Annotated in this window: 22 protein-coding genes; 6 read left to right on the top strand and 16 right to left on the bottom strand. The window is 65.5% G+C overall.

Annotated features, from left to right (window positions below; all coding sequences use genetic code 11):
- Window positions 1-3: 3 nt before the first annotated feature.
- The 7 genes from KW832_RS19700 to KW832_RS19670 form a co-directional block, all read right to left on the bottom strand.
- Window positions 4-1,269, bottom strand: coding sequence for a TRAP transporter large permease (locus KW832_RS19700; RefSeq protein ID WP_055398094.1), 1,266 nt, complete (start codon window positions 1,267-1,269; stop codon window positions 4-6).
- A gap of 25 nt (window positions 1,270-1,294) precedes the next feature.
- Window positions 1,295-1,930 carry a TRAP transporter small permease gene (locus tag KW832_RS19695; protein ID WP_218300991.1) on the bottom strand — a complete coding sequence of 212 codons (636 nt, stop codon included), beginning with the start codon at window positions 1,928-1,930 and terminating at the stop codon, window positions 1,295-1,297.
- A 150-nt stretch (window positions 1,931-2,080) separates the two neighbouring features.
- Window positions 2,081-3,448: an FAD/NAD(P)-binding oxidoreductase gene (locus tag KW832_RS19690; protein ID WP_255577846.1), complete on the bottom strand. Its 1,368-nt coding sequence runs from the start codon at window positions 3,446-3,448 to the stop codon at window positions 2,081-2,083.
- Entirely contained in the window at window positions 3,445-3,705 is a 261-nt protein-coding gene (locus KW832_RS19685; RefSeq protein ID WP_199737542.1) for a 2Fe-2S iron-sulfur cluster-binding protein, read from the bottom strand. Before KW832_RS19685 ends, KW832_RS19690 begins: the two co-directional genes overlap by 4 nt.
- Before the next feature lie 23 nt (window positions 3,706-3,728).
- Window positions 3,729-4,844 (bottom strand): FAD-binding oxidoreductase, encoded by a 1,116-nt coding sequence (locus KW832_RS19680; protein WP_218300992.1) that lies wholly within the window; start codon window positions 4,842-4,844, stop codon window positions 3,729-3,731.
- Between the two features lie 27 nt (window positions 4,845-4,871).
- The gene (locus KW832_RS19675; RefSeq protein ID WP_218300993.1) at window positions 4,872-5,807 is read right to left on the bottom strand and encodes a 4-hydroxyproline epimerase; all 936 of its coding nucleotides are present in this window, start codon (window positions 5,805-5,807) and stop codon (window positions 4,872-4,874) included.
- 37 nt (window positions 5,808-5,844) lie between these two features.
- Window positions 5,845-6,762 carry a dihydrodipicolinate synthase family protein gene (locus KW832_RS19670; RefSeq protein ID WP_218300994.1) on the bottom strand — a complete coding sequence of 306 codons (918 nt, stop codon included), beginning with the start codon at window positions 6,760-6,762 and terminating at the stop codon, window positions 5,845-5,847.
- Window positions 6,763-7,017: 255 nt separating this feature from the next.
- On the opposite strand from KW832_RS19670, the gene alaS reads away from it, so the two are divergent.
- Together alaS and KW832_RS19660 are read left to right on the top strand one after the other, a co-directional pair.
- A complete protein-coding gene (gene alaS, locus KW832_RS19665) occupies window positions 7,018-9,645 on the top strand; it encodes an alanine--tRNA ligase (protein WP_218300995.1) in 2,628 nt (875 codons plus the stop codon).
- A gap of 100 nt (window positions 9,646-9,745) precedes the next feature.
- Window positions 9,746-12,739, top strand: coding sequence for an HD domain-containing phosphohydrolase (locus tag KW832_RS19660; RefSeq protein ID WP_218300996.1), 2,994 nt, complete (start codon window positions 9,746-9,748; stop codon window positions 12,737-12,739).
- Between the two features lie 52 nt (window positions 12,740-12,791).
- Here the strand turns inward: KW832_RS19660 and KW832_RS19655 are convergent, their stop codons facing one another.
- The 5 genes from KW832_RS19655 to KW832_RS19635 all read right to left on the bottom strand — a co-directional run bounded on the left by KW832_RS19655 (window position 12,792) and on the right by KW832_RS19635 (window position 17,788).
- Window positions 12,792-13,844 carry a GGDEF domain-containing protein gene (locus KW832_RS19655; RefSeq protein ID WP_055398103.1) on the bottom strand — a complete coding sequence of 351 codons (1,053 nt, stop codon included), beginning with the start codon at window positions 13,842-13,844 and terminating at the stop codon, window positions 12,792-12,794.
- Window positions 13,845-13,877: 33 nt separating this feature from the next.
- On the bottom strand, window positions 13,878-14,639 hold the full coding sequence (gene trmB / locus KW832_RS19650) for a tRNA (guanosine(46)-N7)-methyltransferase TrmB (protein ID WP_055398104.1): 762 nt from the start codon (window positions 14,637-14,639) through the stop codon (window positions 13,878-13,880).
- Entirely contained in the window at window positions 14,636-15,613 is a 978-nt protein-coding gene (gluQRS, locus tag KW832_RS19645) for a tRNA glutamyl-Q(34) synthetase GluQRS (RefSeq protein WP_218300997.1), read from the bottom strand. Before gluQRS ends, trmB begins: the two co-directional genes overlap by 4 nt.
- Window positions 15,610-16,752: an NAD(P)/FAD-dependent oxidoreductase gene (locus KW832_RS19640; protein WP_218300998.1), complete on the bottom strand. Its 1,143-nt coding sequence runs from the start codon at window positions 16,750-16,752 to the stop codon at window positions 15,610-15,612. Before KW832_RS19640 ends, gluQRS begins: the two co-directional genes overlap by 4 nt.
- Window positions 16,753-16,849: 97 nt before the next feature.
- Complete coding sequence (locus tag KW832_RS19635; protein WP_055398106.1) at window positions 16,850-17,788, bottom strand: LysR substrate-binding domain-containing protein; 939 nt, start codon at window positions 17,786-17,788, stop codon at window positions 16,850-16,852.
- Window positions 17,789-17,892: 104 nt separating this feature from the next.
- On the opposite strand from KW832_RS19635, the gene KW832_RS19630 reads away from it, so the two are divergent.
- The 4 genes from KW832_RS19630 (at window position 17,893) to KW832_RS19615 (ending at window position 20,715) form a co-directional block, all read left to right on the top strand.
- Window positions 17,893-18,594 (top strand): pirin family protein, encoded by a 702-nt coding sequence (locus tag KW832_RS19630; RefSeq protein WP_218300999.1) that lies wholly within the window; start codon window positions 17,893-17,895, stop codon window positions 18,592-18,594.
- Window positions 18,595-18,641: 47 nt separating this feature from the next.
- Window positions 18,642-19,055 (top strand): DoxX family protein, encoded by a 414-nt coding sequence (locus KW832_RS19625; protein ID WP_055398108.1) that lies wholly within the window; start codon window positions 18,642-18,644, stop codon window positions 19,053-19,055.
- Window positions 19,056-19,166: 111 nt separating this feature from the next.
- Complete coding sequence (locus tag KW832_RS19620; RefSeq protein ID WP_055398109.1) at window positions 19,167-19,721, top strand: flavodoxin family protein; 555 nt, start codon at window positions 19,167-19,169, stop codon at window positions 19,719-19,721.
- Window positions 19,722-19,830: 109 nt separating this feature from the next.
- On the top strand, window positions 19,831-20,715 hold the full coding sequence (locus KW832_RS19615) for a pirin family protein (RefSeq protein WP_218301000.1): 885 nt from the start codon (window positions 19,831-19,833) through the stop codon (window positions 20,713-20,715).
- Window positions 20,716-20,796: 81 nt separating this feature from the next.
- On the opposite strand, the gene KW832_RS19610 is transcribed toward KW832_RS19615, so the two are convergent.
- The 4 genes from KW832_RS19610 to KW832_RS19595 form a co-directional block, all read right to left on the bottom strand.
- On the bottom strand, window positions 20,797-21,564 hold the full coding sequence (locus KW832_RS19610) for a sulfurtransferase (protein ID WP_121422718.1): 768 nt from the start codon (window positions 21,562-21,564) through the stop codon (window positions 20,797-20,799).
- A 119-nt stretch (window positions 21,565-21,683) separates the two neighbouring features.
- Complete coding sequence (locus tag KW832_RS19605) at window positions 21,684-22,538, bottom strand: MinD/ParA family protein (RefSeq protein ID WP_121506525.1); 855 nt, start codon at window positions 22,536-22,538, stop codon at window positions 21,684-21,686.
- Between the two features lie 10 nt (window positions 22,539-22,548).
- A complete protein-coding gene (locus tag KW832_RS19600) occupies window positions 22,549-23,322 on the bottom strand; it encodes a GGDEF domain-containing protein (RefSeq protein WP_055398112.1) in 774 nt (257 codons plus the stop codon).
- Window positions 23,323-23,439: 117 nt separating this feature from the next.
- Window positions 23,440-25,131: a SulP family inorganic anion transporter gene (locus tag KW832_RS19595; RefSeq protein WP_121506524.1), complete on the bottom strand. Its 1,692-nt coding sequence runs from the start codon at window positions 25,129-25,131 to the stop codon at window positions 23,440-23,442.
- Window positions 25,132-25,225: the final 94 nt, after the last annotated feature.

The raw sequence follows: 25,225 nt of genomic DNA, 5'->3' as shown, positions 1-25,225 counted from the left end.
GGGCTACTTGAGCAAACCGAGCGACAGGCTGGGGAACAGCGACAACATCACCAGCGCCACGCAGCTGATGATGAAAAACGGCAGCGTGACGATGAACATCTTTCCGGGCTTGGCCCCGGTGACGGCCGACGCGACAAAGAAGCTCAGGCCCACGGGCGGAGTCATCAGCCCCAGCACCAGGTTGACGACGATCACCACACCAAAGTGGCGCGGGTCAATGTGATAAACCTCGGTGGCAATCGGCAGCAGGATGGGCGCGGTCATGATGAGACCGGGGATGCCGTCGATCACCGTGCCGATGACCAGCAGGATGGCGTTGGTGAGCAGCAAAAAGGTGACCGGATCGTGTGCCACGGTCTGCACCCAGGCGGCCACCATCTGCGGCACCTTGCCGTAGATCAGCAGCCACGAGAACACGGCCGCCGCCGCCACCAGAAACAGCACAATGGCCGAGTAAATGGCTGAGCGCAGCAGGATGGCGGGCATCGCGTTGAAGCGGAACTCCTTGGTCACGTACCGACCCACCAGCGCCGATACCAGCGCACCCACGGCGGCAGATTCGGTCGGGTTGGCCAGGCCACTGAGGATGGAGCCCACGATGATGATGGGGATCAGCAGCGTGGGGCTGGCCTGCACCACGGTGCGCGCGCGCTGGGCCAGCGTGCGCTTTTCGCTGCGCGGGTAGTTGTAGACAAAGCCCATGAGCGCGATCACGACAAAGAACAGCACGGTGAGCAGCACGCCGGGCAGGATGCCTGCAATCAGCATGTCGCCCACTGCCACCTGGGCCAGCACGCTGTAGACCACAAACATCACCGAGGGCGGAATGATGGGCCCCAGCATGCCGCCATACACCGTGAGGCCGGCTGCAAAGGTCTTGTCGTAGCCCTGCTTTTCCATCTCGGGCACCATCACCTGCGACATGATGGCCACCTGCGCCGTGGCGGAGCCGATGATGGACGACACCAGCATGTTGGCCAGGATGTTCACATAGGCCAGCCCGCCTTTGACCGAGCCGACAAAGGCCATGGCCAGGTCCACCAGCCGCCGCGTGATGCCGCCGCTGTTCATGATCTCGCCGATCAGGATGAACAGCGGAATCGCGATGAGGCCATAGCTGTCCACCCCGCCGAACATCTGCATGGGGAACGACTGGAACAGCACCGGGCTTCCGATGCTGACGATGTAGACCATGCCTGCCAGACACAGGCAGACCCCGATGGGCACACCCACCAGCAACGCGGCAAGGAAAAACAGGGTGGTGATCATGTTGGGGTCCTGGTGTAGAGGTCAGTCAGTTCACGGCGTCGGCGCTGACCACGTCGAAACCTGCGTGCGTCACACGCTCTGCGACACCCATGTCTTCGAGCAGGTTGGCCAGTGCATGCAAACTGAAGGTGGCGGAGAAGATCGGCAGGATCAGCTGCAGCACCCAGGTGGGCCAGTTCAGCGTCTGGGTGCGCTCGGTGTAGATGAAGTTGAAGCTCTCGGCCGCAAACTCCTTGGCATCAAAGCCGTAGCGCGCAATGCCGATGGGGTCCATCCACATCCAGCACATCGCCAGCATGGCCAGGCCAAACAGCAGCACGCCGCAGGTGGCTACCACCTTGAACGCCTGGGCACCCCGCGCGCCGAGGTGGTCGGTCAGCATGGTCACGGCAAAGTCCATGCGCAGCCGCGTCATGACCGAGGCGCCCACAAAGGTCAGCCAGACCACGGTGTAGACCGCCGCCTCGTCCACCCAGTAGATCGGCATGCCGGTGTAGCGCGTGACCACGTTGAGCAGGATCAGCAGCACCAGCAACGTCATGAGTGCGGTGAGCAGATGCCGCTCCATGCGCAGAACCTGCGTGGACAGCGCCAGCACCCAGCGGACGGGAGCGCGCGGCGCCGGAGATTGCGGGGTGGGTGGACTGTTGGGCGTGGGCATGATGGGGTTCCTGGGGAGGAGGGCGCGGCGATGAAAGAAAAAGCCTTGTACTTTTTAATATCTAACAAATATATTTAAAAGCAAGATGGATGCCTGCTGAGTGCGGGTAAGCCCTGAAAGGAAGGACCGGGGAAAACGGCCGCGCGCCTGTCAGCCCGAGGGAACTGCGGGCCCGCGCTGAGCGCTGGTGGTGGGCGCGGGCGTGCAGGCGGCCAGCGTGCCAATGCGTGTGGGCGCCAGCAGATGCCGTGGTGGCGCAGGCGTCCAGCCAAACAGGTGCTGTGCGGCAGCGCCGCAAATGCGGCCCTGGCACGCGCCCATGCCGCAGCGGGTGTGGAGCTTGGCATCGATCCAGCCGTCGCGATCGGCCAGTGCAGCGTAGGGCACGTCTTCGCAGCGGCACACCAGGGTGCCGGGCTGCGCCAGGGTTTTGAGTGCTTTGTTCAGTGGAAAAGAAGCCTGCAACGCCTGCGCAAAGCCCTCCCAGCGTGCCAGTTGCGGGCGCAGCGCCTGGGCCTGTTGCACCTGTCCCGCTGCCACATGTCCTGCCATGGCGCCCTGAACCAGTGCACGTTCGCTGCCGCCAAAGCCGGTGGCTTCACCCGCGGCGAACACACCGGGCACGCTGGTGCGCATCTGTGCATCGACAGCCAGGCCCTGGCCACCGCTGAGCGGTCCGCCCAGGGTGCAGCCCAGCATCTGCCCCAGGTGGGTGTTGGGCACCAGCCCGAACCCGCAGGCCACGCGGTCGCAGGCCATGGTTTCTTCGGCGTGTTGGCCTTTGCGCAGCCTCACTGCTTGCACCTGCGTGGTGCCTTGGACTTCCAGCATATGGCTGCTGGCGCGCAACTGCGGGTGAAGCAGCGTGAGGGCTTGCAGCGCCTTGGCAGGCCAGCGCGGCAGTTGCGCTGCAAAGCCAGCGAGCGCGCTCCACGGCGCCTGCTCGGCCACGCGCACCACGGAGGCACCCGCTTTGTTGGCGGTGGCGGCAGCGGCCAGCAGCAGAGGGCCTGTGCCTGCAATGACGATGCGCTGGCCGCGCACGTCGAGCCCTGCCTTGATGAGGGCCTGCAAGGCGCCTGCACCCGTCACACCGGGCAACGTCCAGCCCGGAAAGGGCAGCAGCAGCTCGCGGGCTCCGGTGCACAGGATGATGCGGTGGCTGTGCTGGGTCCAGCCCCGGTCTGCGTCTTCCAGCAGCAGGGTAGGGGCCTTGTCGCTGGGTTGGGAATCACCCAGGCCCACCACGCGGGTGCCAGGCAGCAGGCGGATGTTGGTGTGCCGGGCCAGCGCCGCACGGTGCTGCTGCGCCAGGGCGGGCAAGACCACCTGGGGGCCATCGCGCCAGATTTGCCCACCGGGCTGCGGGTTGTCGTCCACGATGTTGATCGCTGCCCCGCTGGGCGCAGCAGCAAGGGCTGCGGCCAAACCTGCAGGGCCTGCGCCGATGATGAGGATGTCGCAGCGCTCGTGCGCCGAGTGTTGCTCGGTCATGGGTGGGGTCACGGGCTGGTTCATGGTGTGGCGCTCCCGGGTGCTGTGCCGACATCGGTGTGAATCGACATGCCCTCGGTGCAGACCGTCTGGCACGCCAGGCGGGTGCGGCCGTGGATGCGGACCCTGCATTCGTGGCACACCCCCATGCCACACAGCGGTGCCCGCGCCGCGCCGGTGACCGAGGTGCGTGTGGTGCCGGGTGTTTGCTGCGCCAGCGCGGCGGCGACGCTGGTCCCTGGGGGCACCTGCAGGGGGGTGCCATTCACCACGATGTGCACCAGGGCGGGTGTTCTGGATGCGGTCATGGTGTGCTCAGGCCCGCAAAGCGGGCAGGTGCAAAGGGCGTGGGGTCGATCGCTGGGGTGCCCCCTGCGATCTGGGCCGCCAGCAACTGCGCGGTGGCCGGGGCGGTGGTCACCCCCAGTCCTTCATGTCCCACGGCCAGCCACAGGTGCGGGTGTTCGGGGTGCGCGCCAATCAGCGGCAGGCTGTCTGGCGTGGCGGCGCGAAAGCCGGTCCAGGTGCGGATGGCGTTGAGTTCGGCCAGGCCTGGCAGGTAGTCGAGTGCCCGTTGCAGCATGCGCGCCATCACGGCGTTGTTGACGGCGGGGTCGGTGGTGTCGAACTCGCGCGACGAGCCGATCAGCAACTGCCCCGTGGGCCGGGGCTGCACGTTGAAGGCCACCGAGGTACCGTCGCTGTGGTGCGCGCTGGTGATGTAGCCCAGCTCCACCAGCTGGTGGTGCACGGTGCCCGGGTAGCGGTCGGTGATGACGAGGTGGCCCTTTTTGGGGCGCAGCGGCAGGCCGGGGCACAGCTGCGGGGACTGGATGCCGCTGGCAAGAACGATGGCGTCTGCACTGCGCTGGCTTCCGTCGCGCAGTGTGACGGTGTGGCCGTCGATCTGCATCGCTTCAGCCTGCTCCAACACAAGGCGTCCGTGGGCTGCGGCCTGCTCCAGCAGCCACTGGGCGGCACGCGGTGCATAGACCACGCTGTCGCCATTCACCTTGAGCGCGCCGGCCAGACCGGGGCGCAGCGCGGGTTCTGCGCGGGCGAGGGCTGCGGCATCCAGCATCTCGCAAGCTACGCCTTGTGCTTGCAAGGTGGAACGCTTGGCGTGCGCGGCCTGCAGCTCTTCCTCGTTGGCAGCCAGCCAGAGCGTTCCGCAGGCCGTGAAGGCGCAGCCGGCATCCATCTGCGGTGCCCAGGCGTGCCAGAGGTCGAGCGACGATTTGCTCAGCGCCAGCTCAGCCGGGTTGTCATCCATCACCACCAGATGGCCCATGCCTGCCGCCGTGGCACCGCCCAGGCGCGCATCGATGATTCGCACCGACAGGCCCGCCCGCGCCAGCGCATGGGCACAGGCCGCACCGACGATGCCAGCGCCGATCACAAGGACGTCGGTGGTTTGCATGGGGCCTGCGCTGTGGGAGAAGGCGGTTTACAGCCGGATGCCCCAGCCGAATGGGTCTGCATCTTCGATCAGCAGGGTCGCTTCCGCGCTCATGTAGGCGCGGCCACGCAGGGTTGGGATGAGCTTGCCATCGTCCTGCAGCGTGTAGCTGGCCTCGAACTGGCTGCCGATGATGCTGGCCTGGCGCCACACCTGGCTCGGCTGCAGCTTGCCATCGGCGGCGAGGCAGGCAATCTTGGCGCTGGTGCCGGTGCCGCAGGGCGAGCGGTCATAGGCCTTGCCGGGACACAGCACATAGTTACGGCTGTCGGCCTGGTCGTCGTCGGCAAACAACTCGATGTGGTCAATCTCACCGCCGTTGTCGCCCCGAATGCCCTGGTCTTTGAGGGCTTGCTGCACGGCGCAGCTGTAGGCCATCAACGCCTCCAGGTTGTCACTGGCTACACGCTGGCCGTGGTCGGAGATCAGGAAGAACCAGTTGCCGCCCCAGGCCACATCGCCCACCACGCGGCCATAGCCGGGCACGTCCACCGCCAGCTCATGGTGCAGGCGGTAGGCCGGCACGTTGCGCACGCTGACAGAGCCATCGGTGTGCAGGGTGGTGGTGACGGTGCCCACCGGGGTTTCGATGCGGTGCTCGCCAGGGGTGATGCGGCCCAGGTAGGCGAGCGATGCGATCAGCCCGATGGTGCCATGGCCACACATGCCCAGATAGCCGCTGTTGTTGAAGAAGATCACGCCCGCTGCGTTGGCCGGGTCTTGCGGCGCGCAGAGCAGCGCCCCCACCACCACATCGCTGCCACGCGGTTCCAGCACGGTGGCGGCCCGCCAGGCATCGTGGCGCTCGGCCAGCAGTGCACGCCGCTCGGCCATGGTGCCGGTGCCCAGGTCGGGAAAACCGTCGATGACAAGCCGGGTGGGCTCGCCACCGGTGTGGGAGTCGATCACGTGGATGCGTTGCATGGTGCTCTGGTGGTGGTGAAGTAGGGCGCTCAGTGTCTCAGGCGACAGACTGGTATTTTGTAGGGCGCGTGGCCAGGGCCTTGCGCACCACACTCTCGACAAATGCGCGTTCGTCGCCCACCAGGGGCAGGCGGGGGCGGCGCATGTGTTCGGTGCCCACACCCACCAGTGCGTCGATGAGCTTGAGGTTCTGCACGAGCTTGTTGGACACATCCAGGTGCAGCATGGGCGTCATCCACTGGTAGAGCGGCAGCGCCTCGGCAAATTTGCCCGCTTTCATCAGGTCGTACAGCGCCACGGTTTCGCGCGGGAAGGCGCAGCCCACGCCAGCCAGCAGGCCGTCGCATCCCAGGGCCAGGCCTTCGTAAGCCAGGTCGTCCACGCCCAGGAAGAGCTGGTAGCGGTCGCCCACGGTGTTGCGCAGGTCGGTGATGCGGCGGATGTCGCCGGTGCTTTCCTTGATGGCGGCGATCCACTCGCAGTCGGCTAGCTCCACCATGTGCTCGGGTTTTAGGTCCACGCGGTAGGCCACAGGGTTGTTGTAGACCATCAGGGGGCGCTGGGCGGCGCCCGCCATGGCGCGCACATTGGCCATGGCCTCGCGGGCATCGGCCACGTAGATCACCGAGGGCATGACCATGTAGCCGGCCACGCCGAGCTTGTTGCCGCCGTCGATGTACCGCAGGGCTTCGCGGGTGCTGGTCTCGGACACGTTGGCGAGTACGGGCACGCGGCCATCGGCGGCTTCGAGGGCGATCTTGGCAACGTGGAGCTTTTCTTCGAGCGTGAGGGTACTGGCCTCGCCGAGAGAACCGCAGGTGACCAGCCCGTGGATGCCGTTGCGGATCTGGAAGTCGATGTGGCGGGCTGTGCCCTCGGCGTCGATGGACTCGTCGGCGTGGAACTTGGTGGTGATGGCAGGGAAGATGCCTTGCCAGCGGGGTTGTGGGTTCACGAGGGACTCCTTGGATAGGTGGTCGGGTTGAAGTTATTAATATATTAACAAGATATTTAAAGCGCGCAAGCGGATTTTTCAGCATTCGTTGGCGCATGGAGTGGAGGCGTCTGTCCCCGCCCTGTCGCCCTCCCGCCACGGACCGCCAGACTGCAAACCTATAATGAAAGGTTGGTCCCCATAGGGGCAGCGACAGGCAGCGCGCAGGCGCGGGTCCTGCGGCCTGCCTGCTGCGTGCAACCACTCCACAACACCATGAGCACTCCCACTTTTTCTGTCGCTGACATCCGCAAGTCCTTCCTGGACTTCTTCGTCTCCAAGGGCCACACCGTGGTGGCATCGAGCCCCCTGGTGCCCGGCAACGATCCCACGCTGATGTTCACCAACTCGGGCATGGTGCAGTTCAAGGACGTGTTCCTGGGCACCGACAAGCGCTCGTACAACCGGGCGGTGTCCGTGCAGGCCTGCCTGCGTGCGGGCGGCAAGCACAACGACCTGGAAAACGTGGGCTACACCGCGCGCCACCACACCTTCTTTGAAATGCTGGGCAACTGGTCGTTTGGCGACTACTTCAAGCGCGAATCGCTCAAGTGGGCCTGGGAGTTGCTGACCGAGGTCTACAAGCTGCCGCCAGAGCGCCTGCTGGCCACGGTCTACCAGGAAGACGACGAGGCCTACGACATCTGGACCAAGGAAATCGGCTTGCCACCCGAGCGCGTGATCCGCATCGGCGACAACAAGGGCGGCCGCTACAAGTCCGACAACTTCTGGATGATGGCCGACACCGGCCCTTGCGGCCCCTGCAGCGAAATCTTCTACGACCATGGCCCGCACATTGCGGGTGGCCCTCCCGGCAGCCCCGATGAAGACGGCGACCGCTTCATCGAGATCTGGAACAACGTGTTCATGCAGTTCAACATGGACGAAACCGGCGCCGTCACGCCGCTGCCCGCGCCCTGCGTGGACACGGGCATGGGCCTGGAGCGCCTGGCCGCCATCCTGCAGCACGTGCACAGCAACTACGAGATCGACCTGTTCGACGCGCTCATCAACGCCGCCGGCCGCGAGACCGGCGTGACGGACCTCAACAACAAGAGCCTGCGCGTGATCGCCGACCACATCCGCGCCACCGCGTTTTTGGTGAGCGATGGTGTGATCCCCAGCAACGAAGGCCGTGGCTACGTGCAGCGCCGCATCGTGCGCCGCGCCATCCGCCACGGCTACAAGCTGGGCAAGAAGACGCCGTTCTTCCACAAGCTGGTGGCCGACCTGGTGCGCCTGATGGGCGATGCCTACCCATCCCTGCGCGAGCAGGAACAGCGTATCACCGAGGTGCTCAAGGTGGAAGAAGAGCGCTTCTTCGAGACGCTGGCCAACGGCATGGAAATCCTGGACGCTACCCTGGACGGCGGTGCCAAGGTGCTGCCCGGCGACGTGGCCTTCAAGCTGCACGACACCTACGGCTTCCCGCTCGACCTGACCAATGACGTCTGCCGCGAGCGCGACGTGGAAGTGGACGAGGCCGGCTTCAAGACCGCCATGGAAAAGCAGAAGGCCCAGGCCCGCGCGGCCGGCAAGTTCAAGATGGACAAGGCGCTGGAGTACACCGGTGCCGCCAACCAGTTCACCGGCTACGAACAGCTCGCAGAGACTGCAAAAATCGTAGCAATCTATGTAGATGGAACAAGCGCTGCGGCCCTGAAAGCCGGCCAAAACGGCGTGGTGGTGCTGGACACGACCCCGTTCTACGCCGAAAGCGGCGGCCAGGTGGGTGACGAAGGTGTCATCACCAGCGGCTCGGCACGCTTTGCGGTGGGTGACACGCTCAAGATCAAGGCCGATGTGTTTGGCCACCACGGCACGCTCGAAGAGGGCACGCTGAACGTGGGCGACACCGTGCAGGCCCAGGTCAACACCGCCGTGCGCGCTGCCACCATGCGCAACCACTCGGTCACGCACATCATGCACAAGGCCCTGCGCGAAGTGCTGGGCAGCCATGTGCAGCAAAAGGGCAGCCTGGTCAATGCCGACCGCACGCGTTTTGACTTCACGCACAACGGAGCCGTGACGGCGGCCGAGATCCGCGAGATTGAGCGCCGCGTGAACGAAGAAATCCTGGCCAACCAGCCCACGCAAGCGCGCGTGATGGACATCGAGTCGGCCCAGAAGACCGGCGCCATGATGCTGTTTGGCGAGAAGTACGGCGAAACCGTGCGCGTGCTCGACATCGGCACCAGCCGCGAGCTGTGTGGCGGCACCCACGTGCAGCGCACCGGTGACATCGGCCTGTTCAAGGTGGTGGGCGAGGGCGGGGTGGCTGCTGGCATCCGCCGCATTGAGGCCGTGACCGGCGCCAACGCACTGGCGTACTTGCAGAACCTGGAAGACACCGTGAACCAGGCCGCCAGCACCCTCAAGGCGCCGGTGGCCGAGCTCAACGGCCGCATCAGCCAGGCGCTGGACAACGCCCGCGCGCTCGAAAAGGAAGTGGCTGCCTTGAAGGGTAAGCTGGCCTCCAGCCAGGGCGACGAACTGGTGAACCAGGCTGTGGATGTGAAGGGCCTCAAAGTGCTGGCTGCGGCGCTGCCGGGTGCCGACGCCAAGACCCTGCGCGACACCATGGACAAGCTCAAGGACAAGCTCAAGACCGCTGCCATCGTGCTGGCCGCTGTGGATGGCGACAAGGTGCAGATCGCTGCAGGCGTCACCGCCGACAGCGTGGGCAAGGTCAAGGCCGGCGAGCTGGTCAACTTTGTGGCCCAGCAAGTGGGTGGCAAAGGCGGCGGCAAGCCCGACATGGCCATGGCCGGCGGCACCGATGCCTCCAAGCTGCCAGCGGCGCTGGCTTCGGTGACAGGCTGGGTCGCGCAGCAACTGGGCTGATGTACCGGTCGCCATAGCGGCACCAGCCGCTGTGGTGTGGCAGCCATTTCTGCCAAAAATAGGGTGACGGAAAACCGGCTTTCCCCCTACATTCAAGCGCATGGACCCCCTGCGCGAAAGTCCGCAAGAGCCGGTGCCCGCCCACGGCACCCGTTCCGGTTCGCCTGATTCGGGAGGGGCCGAACTGCCCTGGTGGCGGCGCATCACCGTTCCGTTCGAGGTGGTGATTGCCTCGGTGGTGGTATCTGCCATGCTGCTGCTCACGGTGCTCTTGGTCTACCAGGTAGGCACCAGCGCGCGGCAGGCCATCATCGCGGCGTCGGACGACAGTGCGCAGCACATCAGCCTGTTGATCAGCGAGCGGGTGCACCATATCGTCGACCCGGCGGATGCCACGCTGCGGCTGCTGGCGTTTGATCCCATTGCTTCGGCCGCCACCCTCCAGGCGCGGCTGCGCCGCCTGCCGGTGTTTGTGCGCCTGCTGGAGCAAAACGCTTTGCTGTCGGCGGTCTTCATCGGGTATTCCGACGGGCAGTTTTTGCTCATGCGTCCGCTGCGCAACGCTGCGCTGCGGGCACGGCTTCAGGCGCCTGCGGAGGCTGCATTCCTGGTGCAGTCGATGGCGCGGGAGCGCAGCGCGGCGGGTCTGATGGGCCTGGTGGGGCGCTGGAACTATTACGACGCACAGCTGCGTCTCATCGATTCCTCCGTGCGTCCCGGCTACCGCTATGACCCCCGGTCCCGCCCGTGGTATGCCGAGGCGGCGGAAAAAAACACGCAGGTCCTCACTGCCCCCTATGTGTTTTTCACCACGCAGGAGGTCGGCGTTACGCTGAGCCAGCCCAGCGAAGACGGCCGTGCTGTGATCGGCCTGGATGTTGCGCTCACCGACCTGGGCCGCGAGATCGGCGAGCTGCGACTGATGCCGCGCACCGAGATCGCTGTGGTGGACCAGGACCAGCGCGTGCTGGCCTACCCGGACATGTCCCGCGTGCTGGTGCGTGAGGATGGCGACCAGCCCAGCCTCAAGCTGCGCACACTCGACGGCCTGGGGGTGCCAAGCCTGCAGGCCCTGCACAGCTTGGACATGAAAGAGGGGCCTTCGCGTCGCTTTGTGGCAGGTGGCGAGGAGTGGCTGGCCAAGGTCATGTCACTCAAGTCGCAGCGCTGGGAGGGGCTGCACATCCTGATGGCCATTCCCACCCGGGAGCTGCTGGCGGATGTGAACGAAAACCTCCAGCGCCAGGTTTGGCTGTCCCTGGGGCTCATCGCGCTGATGCTGCCTTTTGGGTGGCTGGCCGGGAGGCGTGTGGGGCGCAGCCTGTCGGGGCTGGCCACGCAGGCGCAGGCCTTGGCACGGTTTGATTTCCGGCGGCCGACACAACACCACATGTCGCGCGTGCGCGAGGTGCGCGCACTGGGTCAGGTGATGGACCGCATGTCCGACACCATCCAGGAGTTCCTGCACATCACGCACCACATCAGCGCCGAGTCGCGCCTGGACCTCATGCTGTCGAGCGTGCTCTACGAGCTGGTGCGCGCCACCAGCTGCACCGGCGGTGCGGTGTACCTGGTAGAGGCTCAGCGCGCGGGCCTGCTGCGCACGGCAAGGTATTGCGAAGATCCTGAGCACCAGTCGCTCTACCCGGAGCACCTGCCCATGGTGTTTTTCATCAACCCTGCCGAGCCGCACGACGGCGACCAGCACCCTGATGACGACCAGGCCACGCCCCAGCGCGTGCTGCGCGTGCAGCTACGCACGCGCGATGGCCAACCGCTGGGCCTGCTGGTGCTGGGCTACCGTGCGGACCAGCAGCAGGACGATGTCCACTTCCGGGCGTTTGTCGAGAAACTCTCGGGCACGTTGTCGGTCGCCATCGAGACGCGCAGTTTGATCGAAGGGCAAAAGAAGCTGTTCGATGCCGTCATCCGCCTGCTGGCGGACGCGATCGACGCCAAGAGCCCTTATACCGGCGGCCACTGCGAGCGGGTGCCCCAGTTGGCGGAATCCCTGATGCAGCGCCTGTGCGAGGCCGAGGAAGGTCCATTTGCCCACGTCGCCATGACGGATGCCGAGCGCTACGAATTCCGCCTGGGCGCGTGGCTGCACGACTGTGGCAAGGTCACCAGCCCCGAGCACATCATCGACAAGGCGACCAAGCTGGAGGCGCTCTACAACCGCATCCATGAGGTGCGCATGCGCTTTGAGGTGCTGTGGCGCGACGCGGAACTGGACTACTGGAAGCAGCACGTGTCCGGCGTGGACCCGGTGCGGCTGCAGCGCGAGCTTTTGCAGCGGCGTGACCGCCTGCAGGAAGAGTTTGCCTTTGTGGCCCGCAGCAATGTGGGCGGCGAGTTCATGGCCGATGCCGACATCAAGCGGCTGGCCACCATCGGGCGCCAGGTGTGGCAGCGGCATTTTGATGACCGGCTGGGCTTGTCAGCAGCCGAATTGGGGCGGCTGGCGAATGTGCCGACGCGCCCCTTGCCCGCCAATGAGCCCCTGCTGTCAGACCGGCCTGAACACATCGTGCCCTGGGGTGCCCGCAAACCGCCGGTGGAGGTTGGCAACCCGGCCAACCTGTGGAGCTTTGACATGGTGCTGCCACCGCAACAAGCCCACCTCGGCGAGCTGCACAATCTGTCGATCCAGCGCGGCACGCTCACTGCAGAAGACCGTTTCAAGATCAACGATCACATCGTGCAGACCATCGTCATGCTCAGCGGCCTGCCGTTCCCGCCGCATCTGGCGCGCGTACCGTCGATTGCGGGCTCGCACCATGAAAAACTGGACGGTACGGGCTACCCCCGGCGCCTGAAGGCTTCAGAGCTGACGCTGGCAGACAGGGTGATGACACTGGCCGATATCTTCGAGGCCTTGACGGCGGCAGACCGGCCCTACAAGCCGCCCAAGACTTTGTCGGAATCGCTCAGGATCATGGGCCACATGGTGCGCGAACGCCATATCGATGCCGAGGTGTTCCGCTTCTTCCTGCGCAGCGGGGTCTGGCGTGAGTATGCGGAGCAGTTCTTGCCTGCTGCGCAGCGGGACGCAGTGGATGTGGAGGCGATCCTGGAGTCATTGAGCCAATGAGCCAATGCGCTGAAGGCGGGCATTGGTGCCCTTTCGCTCCGCCTGGGTAGCTTCAGAACAGCTCGACGTCGTCGTTGGCCACCTTGGCGGCCAGCTGGCCGCTGGCCACCAGGTCGTCATAAAAGCAGACCTGGTTGCGTCCGTGCTCTTTGGCGTAATACAGCGCCTGGTCGGCCTGCCCCAGTATCTCCACGGGCGAACCCTGCATGGTGCTCACAAAACCCAGGCTCACCGTGACCTGGCCCACCTGCGGGAAGTTGTATTCCTGCACCGCAAGCCGGAAGCGGTTGAACACCTTGTGGGCGGTGCTGAGCGTGGTGGAGCGCAGCAGCACCACGAATTCTTCGCCGCCAAAGCGGAAGATGCGGTCGTGGCTGCGAAACGAGCTGCGCAGGATGTTGGCAATCAGGATCAGCACTTCGTCGCCATACAGGTGGCCAAAGCGGTCGTTGACCTGCTTGAAGTGATCGATATCCACCACCGCCAGCCATTGCTGCACGGGCTCGCCGGGCTGTGAGCCTTCTTCGGGGGGAAGAGATTCGGTAACAGTGCCCGGGCGGCCACTGGAAAGGCCATTGAGCGCATGGCGCGAGAACTGCTCATCGAAGGTCTTGCGGTTGAACAGGCCGGTGAGGGCGTCGCGTTCGCTGTAGTCCAGCAGGCTCTGGTAGTTCTGGTAGACCTGGAACACGCCCTTGAGCACTTCCAGCTTGTGCGCCGAGAACGCGCGCGACTGCGTGATCTCCAGACAGGTGGTGACCTTGTCATGCATCCACACCGGCAGCCAGAGCACATGGCGCCCCCTGCGGGGCGATGCGAGGGCGCTGTCCCCCTGGCTGGCTACGCAATCGCGAAGTGCGGGGTATTTTTCCAGCGTTTCGCGGCGAGGGTCTGCGGCGGCTTCGGAATCGGTCGAGACGAGCTGTCCGTCCTCAACCCAGGAACGGGGGCGTACATGGGCCACGCCGTCCACGGTGAAAAGCTCCAGCGCGCGCACTTCAACGATGCCACTGAGCGTTTGCAGCGTGGACAGCACCGACACCTCCAACCGCAAGTGGTCGCGGTGGCCAGTCATTTCCACCAGGTTCTGGAGAATGGGCTTCATTGGGATGTACGGTGGAGCACTAGGCACAGCTTGTCAATGTCGTCGCACGAACACAACATCCCACACGCCATGCCCCAGCCGCAGGCCCCGGTTCTCGAACTTGGTCAGGGGCCGGTAGTCGGGCTGCGGGGCAAAGTCCGTGGCGGTGTTCTGCAACAGGGGTTCGGCGCCCAGCACCTGCAGCATCTGCTCGGCATAGGGCTGCCAGTCGGTCGCGCAGTGCAGGTAGCCACCGGGCTTGAGGCGGGCCGCCAGCTTGGCCACCAGCGGGCCCTGAATCAGGCGGCGCTTGTTGTGTTTGGTCTTGTGCCAGGGGTCGGGAAAGAAGATGTGCACACCGTCCAGGCTGCCCTCGGGCAGCATGTGGTCGATGACCTCCACGGCGTCGTGCTGCAGGATGCGGATGTTGGTCAGCTCCTGTTCGCCAATGCGCTTGAGCAGTGCGCCCACCCCCGGCTCGTGCACCTCGCAGCACAGGAAGTTGTCATCGGGGCGCACGCGGGCGATGTGGGCCGTGGCCTCGCCCATGCCAAAGCCAATTTCGAGAATCAGCGGTGCCGTGCGGCCAAAGGCCGAAGCGGCGTCGAGCGGCGCCGGGGCATACGGCAGGACAAAGCGGGGGCCGAAGTCTTCAAAGGCCTTGGCCTGGCCCGTGGTGGTGCGGCCGGCACGGCGCACAAAGCTTTTGATGGTCTTGGGGTGGGTCACGCCAGCGGGAACCCCGCCAGATGTCGTCGCGGGGGCTGCAGCGGGCGCAGCGGTGGGGGCGGAAGCGGTAGGGGTCAGTTCGGTCACGGTGCGCCATTGTAGTTTCGTCGCCACGCGGCGACCCACAGGGTCAGTGCGTCAGAGATGCCAGGGCTGTGCGGGGCAGGCAGCGATGGCAGGCCCAGCACCCGCGCGGCATCGTTCAGAGCCTGCAGCGGGTGGGACAGGTCCAGCGCGCGGGCGCCGTTCTGCTTGGAGAGTTTTTCGCCGTTGTCGCCACACACCAGCGGGGTGTGCAGGTAGCGGGGCGTGGGCACGCCCAGGGCCTGCTGCAGCAGGATCTGGCGCGGGGTGTTGTCGGCCAGGTCTTCGCCGCGCACCACATCGGTGACGCCCTGGTCGGCGTCGTCCACCACCACGGCGAGCTGATAGGCCCAGAGCCCGTCGGCCCGGCGCAGGATGAAATCACCCACCGCTTGTTCCACGTCCTGCTGCTGCAGACCCAGGCGGCGGTCCTCCCACTGCAGGAGATGATTTGCTATGATTTTTGCAGCTACTGGCGATTTGCCGTCAAGCGCCAGGGCCTGTTTTTGCTTGAAATCTGTGACATTGAACCGCCATGCGCGCCCGGCGCGGCCCTGCAGCCCGTGGCGGCAGGTGCCTGGGTAAGGCAGCGCGGCATGGCGCTCACGCGTGTGGCCCTGGGCGGCATGGGCGTCTTCGATGTCCTTGCGCGAGCAGGCGCAGGGGTAGGCGTGGCCTTGGGCTACCAATTGGTCCAACGCCCGCTGGTAGAGCGGGCTGCGGGTGGACTGCCATTGGGGGGGAGCGTCGGGCACCATGCCGCAGCTGGCCAGCTGTTGCAGGATGAGCCGATCCGCCCCCGGCACGCAGCGGGGTGTGTCCACATCTTCAATGCGAACAAGCCACTGGCCCCGGTGCGCCCGCGCGTCCAGCCAGCTGGCGAGGGCCGCTACCAGGGAGCCCGCATGCAACGGCCCCGTGGGCGAAGGGGCAAACCGGCCCACGTAGCGCCGTGCAGCGCCCACCTCGGCCGTCATGCCACGGCAAGTGCCAGTTCCAGTCCCGACACGAAGGCGTCTTCAACCCGGTGCCCCAGGCACCAGTCACCGCATGCACCCAGGCCCATGGATTTGTCCCACAGGTGGCTCTTGCCCAGCGGGTGGGTGGTCTGGGCATAGCGCCAGCGGCGTGTGTCCGCATGGGCGGGGGCGGCACGAATGCCCGTGACTTCGGCAAAGGCCTTGATGAGCTTGGCCTGCACGCGGGCTTCGTCGTCTTCGAGGTGTTCGGCAGACCAGGCGGGGCTGGCCTGCACCGTCCAGCGTTCGACCACATTGCGGCCGGGCTTGGACGACTCGCGCGCCAGCCAGGCGATGCGGTGGTGTGTGCTGCGTGCCGCATTCCACTGCGGGCCCAGCGTGGTCAGGCCGGGGCGCACGGCCTGCGGGTAGGCGAGCATCAGTGTCCAGCAGGGGGCAATGGCCACCTTGGACAGGGCGTCGGTCAGCGGGGTGTCCACCGCCGAGCTGGCCAGCAGGGCCTGGGCGGGCACCGAAGGCTGGGCCAGCAGCACAGCGTCGAAACCGGCATAGACGTGCTGGCTGCCCGCAGGCCCTTCGGTGCGCAGTTGCCAGCCAGGGGCGTTCAACGAATCGGGCTCAATGGAGGTGACGCGGGTGTGGGTGACGAGCTGGCCGGCCTTGAGCAGCGGCTCGGCCCAGGCGCCCACCAGGGACTGCATGCCTGGGCTGGCCACCCAGTGTGCTTCGCGGTGGGGCAGGCCCGCAGCGGCCACACGGCCTGCGGCGTCCAGCACCTGCACGGAATTGGCGCTCCAGCGCTTGCAGATGCCGGGCACGGTGTCGATGGCGCGGGCAAAACGCGGGTCGCGCACGGTGAAGTACTGGGCACCGGCATCAAAGTTGCCAAAAGGGGTGTCGATGGTGGCAGTGCGGCCGCCCGCCTGGGAGGATTTCTCGAACACCGTCACGCGGTGCCCGGCCTGCACCAGGGTGCGTGCACAGGCAATACCAGCCATGCCAGCGCCGATGATGGCGAAGTGGCGCTGGGGTTTGCCAGAGAACGTGGTGGGGGCTGCGGGGGCTGCAACGGGGGGGGTTGCCAGTGCAGTGTTGCGTCGGAGCCGTTTGGCGGGAAGAGGATCGGGTTTGCTCATGGGAGGCCTTTCGGTGACGGTCGGCAAGCGAGATGCAATACAAAACCAACAGGAACCACTCTACACGCGGTATCACCCTGTCGGGACTTGATCGGGATCAGAAATGATGGTGGTTTTCCAGCAGAGCGCGGCGTGTGGTGGGGCTTTGCAGCTGGTTCAGCCACCATTGCAGCGCGCGGCCTGGTGCGGTGAAGCCCGGGCCGCCCCAGGCGTAGTGCACACGCACGTTGCGTTCCGGGCGGGCCACGCGGCGCTCGACCAGGCGGCCGGCCTCCAGGTAGGGGCGCACCATGGGCTCGGGCAGAAAACCGCCGCCCAGGCCACGCAGCTGCACGCGCACCTTGGCCTGCATGGTGTCCACCGTCAGTACGTCCTGCCCACCGAGCAGGCCCATGGTGGCGCCGCCACGTGTGGCCGAATCAGCCACGGCCACGGCCCGGTGTTCCAGCAAGGTGGCGTCTGAGATCGGTTCGGCAGCCGCCGCAAGCGGGTGGTGGGGCGCTACTACGTAGATGAACAATACATCGCCCAGCGTGCCCTGCTGCAGGCCCGCCACGTTGTTGCCCGCCACGGATACGCCGATGGCCAGGTCGGCCCGGCCGGAGGTCAGCGCCTCCAGCGTGCCGGTCATGATGCCGTCGCGCAACTTCAGCCGCGTCGGGGGTTTCATGGCGTAAAACGCATCCACCAGCTCCAGCATGGTGTGGGGCGAAATGATGCCGTCGATGGACAGCGTGAGCTGCGGCTCCCAGCCCGTGGCCACGCGGCGCACGCGGTGGGCCACGGCGTCAATGTCCTGCAACAGGCGCGCGCCTTCGCGCAACAGCTCCACTCCGGCCTCCGTGGGGCGGGCCTGGCGTGCGCTGCGGTCGAACAACAGCACATCCAGTGCGTCTTCAATCTGCCGCACGCGGTAGGTGAGGGCGCTGGGCACCAGGCCCAATTGCCGGGCGGCGGCGGCAAAGCTGCCCGCTTCGGCAATCACCTGCAGCATGGTCAGTGCATCGGGCGTCAGGACATCGCGTGCGTTTTGCATGGTGGTGCCATGTTAATTCAGATTATTTGAACATTGCCATCAATTCATCTGCCCCTGCAGGGCGCACTGCAGTCCTACAGTCGAATCTTGAAAGGAGCACTCACATGCTGACTGTTCGTAAATCGCAAGACCGAGGCCACGCCGACCATGGCTGGCTCAATTCCTTCCACAGCTTCTCGTTTGCCGGGTACTACGACCCTGCCCACATGGGCTTTGGCAACCTGCGGGTCATCAACGAAGACCGCATCGCCCCGGGCACCGGGTTTGGCACCCATGGCCACCGCGACATGGAAATCATCAGCTATGTGCTGTCGGGCGAACTGGCCCACAAGGACAGCATGGGCAACATCAAGGGCATCCCGCCCGGCGACGTGCAGCGCATGAGCGCAGGCACCGGTGTGCAGCACAGCGAGTTCAACCACGCTGCAGGCCAGACCACGCACTTCCTGCAGATCTGGATCGAGCCCAATGTGCGTGGCATCCCGCCGAGCTACGAGCAAAAGACCTTTGCCGAGACTGAAAAGCGCGGCGCCCTGCGCCTGGTGGCATCGCCCGACGGCGCCCAGGGCTCGGTCAAGATCCATGCCGATGCGGCCCTGTACGCAGGCTTGCTGGATGGCGCTGAATCCGCCACGCTGGCGCTGAACCCCGCCCGCAAGACCTATGTGCACCTGGTGCGCGGTGCACTCAGCGCCAATGGGCAAGCCCTGTCGGGCGGCGATGCGCTGCTGATGGAAAAGGAAACCACCTTGTCGTTGACCGATGGCCACGACGCCGAGGTGCTGGTGTTTGATCTGGCCGCCTGACATTCGACGTTCATTCTTCAACCCACTTTCACCCGGAGTTCTTCACCATGTTCACATCCCTGCAAAACCCCCTGGCTCTCGCATCGCGCCTGTTGCTGGCCGCCCTGTTTCTGCCTGCGGGCATCAGCAAGCTCACCGGCTTTGCTGGCACTGTCGGTTACATCACGTCGGTAGGCCTGCCCATGCCCACCGTGGCCGCCGCCGTGGCCGCTGCGGTCGAGGTGCTGGGCAGCCTGGCGCTGATCTTCGGCTTTGGCACGCGTCTGGCAGCGCTCGCGCTGGCATTCTTCACGCTGGTGGCCAGCTTCTTCTTTCATGCGTTCTGGGACCTGCCCGCTGACAAGCAAATGATGCAGCAGCTCATGTTCTTCAAGAACGTGGGCGTGACCGGCGGCCTGCTGGCACTGGCAGCGTTTGGCGCAGGCGGCTGGAGCCTGGATGCGCGCCAGTCGGGCCGCTGAGCGATCCCCTCAAAAGGCCTGCTGACCGCAGGGCTGTGGTTTCCAGCATTCAATCCGTTCTTCCGCCGTTCTCGCTTTCCTTGTCCCCCTCGTTTCAACAGGAGTTTTCTCATGGCACACATCGCAGTTGTTTACCACTCGGGTTACGGTCACACACAGCGCCTGGCGCAGGCCGTGGCAGAGGGCGCTGGCGCCCAGTTGATCGCCATCGATGCCGAGGGCAACCTGCCCGAAGGCGGCTGGGAAACGCTGGCCGCTGCCAGCGCCATCATCTTTGGCTCGCCCACTTACATGGCCGGCCCCAGCTGGCAGTTCAAGAAGTTTGCCGACGCCTCGTCCAAGCCCTGGTTCAGCCAGGCCTGGAAGGACAAGCTGTTCGCAGGCTTTACCAACAGCGCCAGCACCAATGGCGACAAGCAGATCACGCTGGACTACATGTTCCACCTGGCCATGCAGCACGGCGGCCTGTGGGTGGGCAACGGCATGATGCCCGCCAACTCCAAGGCCGCCACGCGCAACGATGTGAACTGGATCGGCTCGTTCAGTGGCGCCATGGCGCAGTCGCCATCGGACGCCTCGGCCGCCGAGATGTTCCCTGGCGACCTGGAAACCGGCAAGCAGTTTGGTCAGCGTGTGGCAGAGATGGCTGCCAAGCTGGGCAGCTGAACCGCTGAAGCTGGTAGGCTGGCGGCGTTGTTGTCCTGCCCTCAAGGAGCCACCCGATGAATCACCTTTTTGACCTTGTCTCTACCGTTGAAGCGATGGGGGTGCTGTCATGAACGCTCCTCTGCGTCTGTCGGGCCAAGCCAAGGACCTGGGTGGTGGCTTCACGGTACGGCGCCTGCTGCCCGCCGTGCAGCGCCAGGCGGTGGGACCCTTCCTGTTTTTTGACCACTTCGGGCCGGTGACGGTGGAGCCCGATGCGGGCCACGATGTGCGGCCTCACCCCCACATCGGCCTGGCCACCGTGACCTACCTGTTCTCTGGCGCCATCATGCACCGCGACAGCCTGGGCTATGTGCAGCAGATTGAGCCCGGTGCCATCAACTGGATGACGGCGGGGCGCGGCATCGTGCATTCCGAGCGCCGCCCGGAGAGTCTCGCAAACCAGGCCTACGTGAACCATGGCATTCAGCTGTGGGCTGCTTTGCCGGTGACCCATGAAGAGGCCGAGCCTTCGTTTGTGCACACGCCTGCCGCAGCCATTCCGCAAGTGCTGGTGGGAGATGCCACGGTGCGGGTGCTGATTGGAGAAGCCTTCGGGCAGACCTCTCCAGTTGCCACCTATTCGCGCACGCTGTACCTGGATGTCCAGTTGCCCGCCGGTGCCACGTTGAAGATTCCGGCGCTGGTGCCAGAGATGGCGGTCTATACCGTGGATGCTCCGGTCCAGCTCAACGGAGACACCGTGGCTGCGCAGATTCTGGCAGTGGCGGAGCCCGGGCAGGCCACACACCTTGCTGCAGGTGATACCCCGGTGCGGTTGATGGTGATCGGTGGCGACGCGCTGGATGCGCCGCGCCACATGTGGTGGAACTTTGTCTCCAGCCGCAAGGACCGCATCGTGCAGGCTGCCGCTGACTGGGATGCCCAGGCCATGGGGCAGGTACCGGGGGAGGTGGAGTGGATTCCGCTGCCAGAGCGCCGCTTCAAGGCCTGACTTGGCCAAATTGTTGGCTTTGAATGCCTGAAATTTCAAGCAAAATTGGCATCTAGCGCTTGATGGATGAGCGCTATAAGCTCACTTATTGATAGCGTTTTCGCTGTCGGTGGGTAAGGGGTCGGTAGACAGGTCTGCCGCCAGCACCCTGCGTTCATCGAACACAAAACAGCCGCCGTGGTAGTGCGCGCCATCGGTCAGTTCAAAGTATTTGAGGATGCCGCCTTCGAGCTGGTAGACATGCGAGAGGCCTTCTTCGCGCATCAGGATCGCGGCCTTCTCGCACCGGATGCCTCCGGTGCAGAAGCTCACCACGGTCTTGTCCTGCAGCTCGGTCTTGTGCGCGCGCAGGGCTGGCGGGAATTCGGTGAACTTGTCGATGCGCCAGTCGATGGCGTTGTCGAAGGTGCCAGCGTCCACCTCGAAGGCGTTGCGGGTGTCCAGCGTGACCACTTCGCGCCCCTCATCGTCATGGCCCTGCGCCAGCCAGCGTCGCAGGGTGGCCGGGTCCACCGAGGGCGCGCGGCCCTGGGCGGGGCGGATGGTGGGGTGGTCCATACGGATGATCTCGCGCTTGACCTTGACCAGCATCTTGCGAAACGGCACCGTGGCCGACCAGCTTTCCTTGGGCTCCAGATCGGCAAAACGGGCATCGGTGCGCAGCGCATCGACAAACCCGCGCACGGCCTCGGCCGCGCCCGCCAGAAAGAAGTTGATGCCTTCCTCGGCCAGAAGGATGGTGCCCTTGAGTCCCGCCGCCGTGGCGCGCGCATGCAGCAGCTCGCGAAGGGCCGCCGCATCGGGCAAAGGCACGAACTTGTAGCAGGAGATGTTCAGGACGGTGTCGATGGGGTTCACGGCAAATCAAATGAGCGCAGCGAGGGGCGCGCTTTCACTTCGGTCAAGGCAACTCGCTGAAGCCAGCGGGGGAACCGCGCTGCTGCCGGGCTGTGGCGCCTGCGGGCGTCTCAGGCGGCCGGGGTCAGCAGCGTGGTTTCGATCTTGTTGGCTAACTGGGCAATCGCCAGGGCCGCAGGGCAGCCCGGGGTTTGCAGCAGCAGCAACTGGCGGCGCATGACGGCGTCGCGTACCGAGGGATCGGCCGGGATGTCGCCCATGTGGATCAAGCGCATCGGGCGACCGGATTCAGTGGTGACAAAGCGGTCCAGCACCTGCTGCAGCTGGCTGGTGATGGCACGGCCATCGCCTGGGCGCGCGGCCTGGTTGATGACCATGCGCACATGTTGGCGCTTTTGCTGCATGGCCAGCACCTTGATGGCGGCATAGGCATCGGTCAGCGAGGTGGGTTCGGGCGTGGCCACGATGAGCACCTCGGAAGCCAGCGAAATGGAAAACAGCACCACGTCGGAAATGCCGGCGCCGGTGTCCAGCAGCACCACGTCGTACTGGGGCGTGAGCGCCTGGATCACGCTCAGGAATTGATTGCGCACCTCGGGCGTGAGGCGCGAATACTCGACCATGCCCGAGCCTGCCAGCAGCACGTTGAAGCCACCCGGGGCCTGGATCACGGCCTCTTCGAGCGTGGCCTTGCCGGTGAAGACGTCGTGCAGGGTGATTTTGGGGTGCAGGTTCAGCACCACGTCCAGGTTGGCCAGGCCCAGGTCGGCGTCGAGCACCAGCACGCGCTGGCCACGGCGGGTGAGGGCCGCAGCCAGGTTGGCCGACACAAAGGTCTTGCCAACCCCGCCTTTGCCGCTGGTGATGGCAATGATGCGGGCACCCGTTGCAGAGTGCGAGGGTGAGGCGGCGCCAGCAGGAGCCGCTGGCGATGTGGGTGGGGGAGGGGACAGCGCGTCGCTCATCTTCTAACTTTCAGTAGGCGCTGCCTGTTGGGTTGGGGTCCACCGGAGGCAGGTCGCCCCAACCCGAGGGGGTGTAGAGCGGGCCAAACAACAGGCTTTTCTCTTCGGCACTGACAGTGCTGTCGGGTTGCTCCTCAATGCTGACGCGGTTGCGGCCTGCCGCCTTGGCCTGGTAGAGCTGGTGGTCGGCGCGGTCTGTCCACAGCAAGGTGGTGGAGCGGATCCACTGCAGGGCAAAGGCGCCGCCAATGCTCACCGTGACGTGGAGTTCCACCGAGCCCGAGACCTTGATGGGCGTGTTGGCAACGGCACGCCGGATACGTTCGGCCACCACGCTCCCAAAGCCGGCCTGGCATGCGGGGAGCACCACGGCGAACTCCTCGCCACCGTAGCGCGCCAGCGTGTCCATGGGGCGCACGCAGGCACTGAGCGTGCGCGCCACCGACTGCAGCACGATGTCGCCAGCCAGATGGCCATGCGTGTCGTTGACCTTCTTGAAATGGTCAATGTCGAGCATCAGCAGCAATGCTGCCTCTCCCGAGCGGGTGACGCGGTCGATTTCGCGTTCCAGCACGGCGCGGAAGTGCCGGCGGTTGGCCAGACCGGTGAGCGGGTCTTTGAGGGAGAGTTCACACAGTCCGTCGATCAGGCCCTGCAGGTAGCGCGAGGGCACCTCGCGGTGCAACGCTGCTTCGCTGCCGCCAGCCTGAGCCACCAGCGCGTGGGCAGTATCCAGGCGAAGGTCGCGCAGATCTACCAGATGAGAGGCCGCAGAGTCAGACACAAATGGAGCAAAAAGAGTTTGTGCAGTGTACCAGTGCGCCAGCGGGAAGGGCCCCCGCCCCAGGTCTAGGTGAAACCCGCAGCGGTACTGGGAAAAGGGGGGTGGAAGGCTCCTGCATCACACCCGTTCCACCGGCTGCGGAAGCTGCTGCAGCGCTACCAGTGCTTCGGCGTCGGTGCGGTACATCGCGAGGCCCGTTCCGGGCTCCAGCAAACCGGCCTGGCGCAGAACCTGCTCTACGGGAAGCTTGAGGCCGCTGAGGTGCAATGTGCCCCCCCGTGATTGCAGCAGGGCCAACAGCTGCGCGAAGGTTTCTACGCCCGTCACGTCGATCCGGTTGATGGGTTGGGCCATCAGGCACAGGTGCACCACATCGGGGTGGGTAGCCAGGTGCTCGGTAACGCGCCGCTCCAGGGCGCTGGCCGAGGCAAAGTCCAGCTCGGCATCCATGCGCAGCGCCAGCAGCCGGGGAGCCAGAGCGGGCAGGTGCCACAGGTGCCGGTCGCGCAGGCTGCCATCCGGGTGCAGGCCCACTTCAATGATGCGGGGGTGCAGCCGCTGGTACAGAAAGTGGCTCAGGTTCATCAGCAAACCCACCAGCACGCCCCAGTACATGCGCGGGGCCGTGGCCAGCGTCAGTGCGAAGGTGATGCCGCCGATCACGGCCTCGACCCTTGACACCCGCCACAGGCGCAGCAGCATGCCGGGCTTGATGAGGCTGGTCACGGCGGTTACCACCACGGCAGCCAGCACCGACTGCGGCACGTGGTAAAGCGCCGGAGTGAGCCATAGCAGCACCACGAGTACCAGGGCAATGGCAAACAGCGTGGCCCAGCCGCTTTTGGCGCCTGCATACAGGTTGATGGCCGAGCGCGAGAACGAGGCACTGGTCGCAAAGCTGCCAAACAGTCCGCTGCTGATTTTGGCCAGGCCCTGGCCGATGAGGTCCTGGTTCTCATTCCAGCGCTCGCCGGACCGCTGGCTTTCTACCTTGGCGCTGGACGCCGTCTCCAGAAAACTCACCAGCGTGACGACCAGCACCGGCATCACCAGCGCAGAAAAGCTGGACCATGGCAGCGCTCCGGGCCAGTACGGGGCCGGCAGACCCGAGGGCAACGCGCCCACCACGGCTCCGCCAGCGTCGGCATAGTGCAGGGCCCAGCTCAGGGCGCCGGCCGCGCCCACCACCACAATGGCTGCAGGAAAGTTCGGCCGCCAGCGGCGGGCCAAAATCAGCAGCGCCAGACTGCCCAGGCCAAAAGCCGCCGCCGTGAGGTCAAACAGCCCGGTCGAAGGCGTTGACAGCAGCGCCCCCCAGTCTGACCGTAACCCGGTGAGTGCGGCCAGCTGCGAGCCCAAAATCAGTAGCGCCGCTGCCTGGGTAAACCCGCTCAATACGGGGGACGTCACAAGATTGAGCAGCCAGCCAAACCGCGCCATCCCCATGACCAGCTGTAGCAGGCCCGACAGCAAAGCGATCCACGCTGCCATGGCCACCCATTGCGCGCTGCCCGGCTCGGCCAGGCCTGTGAGTGACGCGCCGATCAGCAGGCTGGTAAGCGCTGTCGGCCCCACGCCGAGCCGCGTCGATGCGCTGAACAACACCGCCACCAGCGCAGGGATCAGCGAGGCATAGATACCCGTCACCAGCGGCATGCCCGCCAGCGCTGCGTAGGCGACCCCCTGCGGCACCAGCATCAGGCCCACCGTCATACCCGCCCAGAACTCGCCTTTGATCAGGGTGCGGTCTGGCCGGGGCCAGGACAAAAAGGGGAACCAACGGGTGAGTGACGCAGCGGAAAAAGCCATGGGTACATTGTCGCGCCTCGGCATCGGGCCACGTTTGCGCAATTTGCGGCATCGTCCTACAGGTGCCTAGGCTGCATCCGACCTAGTGCGCAGC

It is taken from the genome of Acidovorax sp. sif0632, assembly GCF_019218805.1.
GTDB classification, from domain to species: domain Bacteria; phylum Pseudomonadota; class Gammaproteobacteria; order Burkholderiales; family Burkholderiaceae_C; genus Acidovorax; species Acidovorax facilis.
This window is presented reverse-complemented; position numbering and strand designations above follow the sequence as displayed.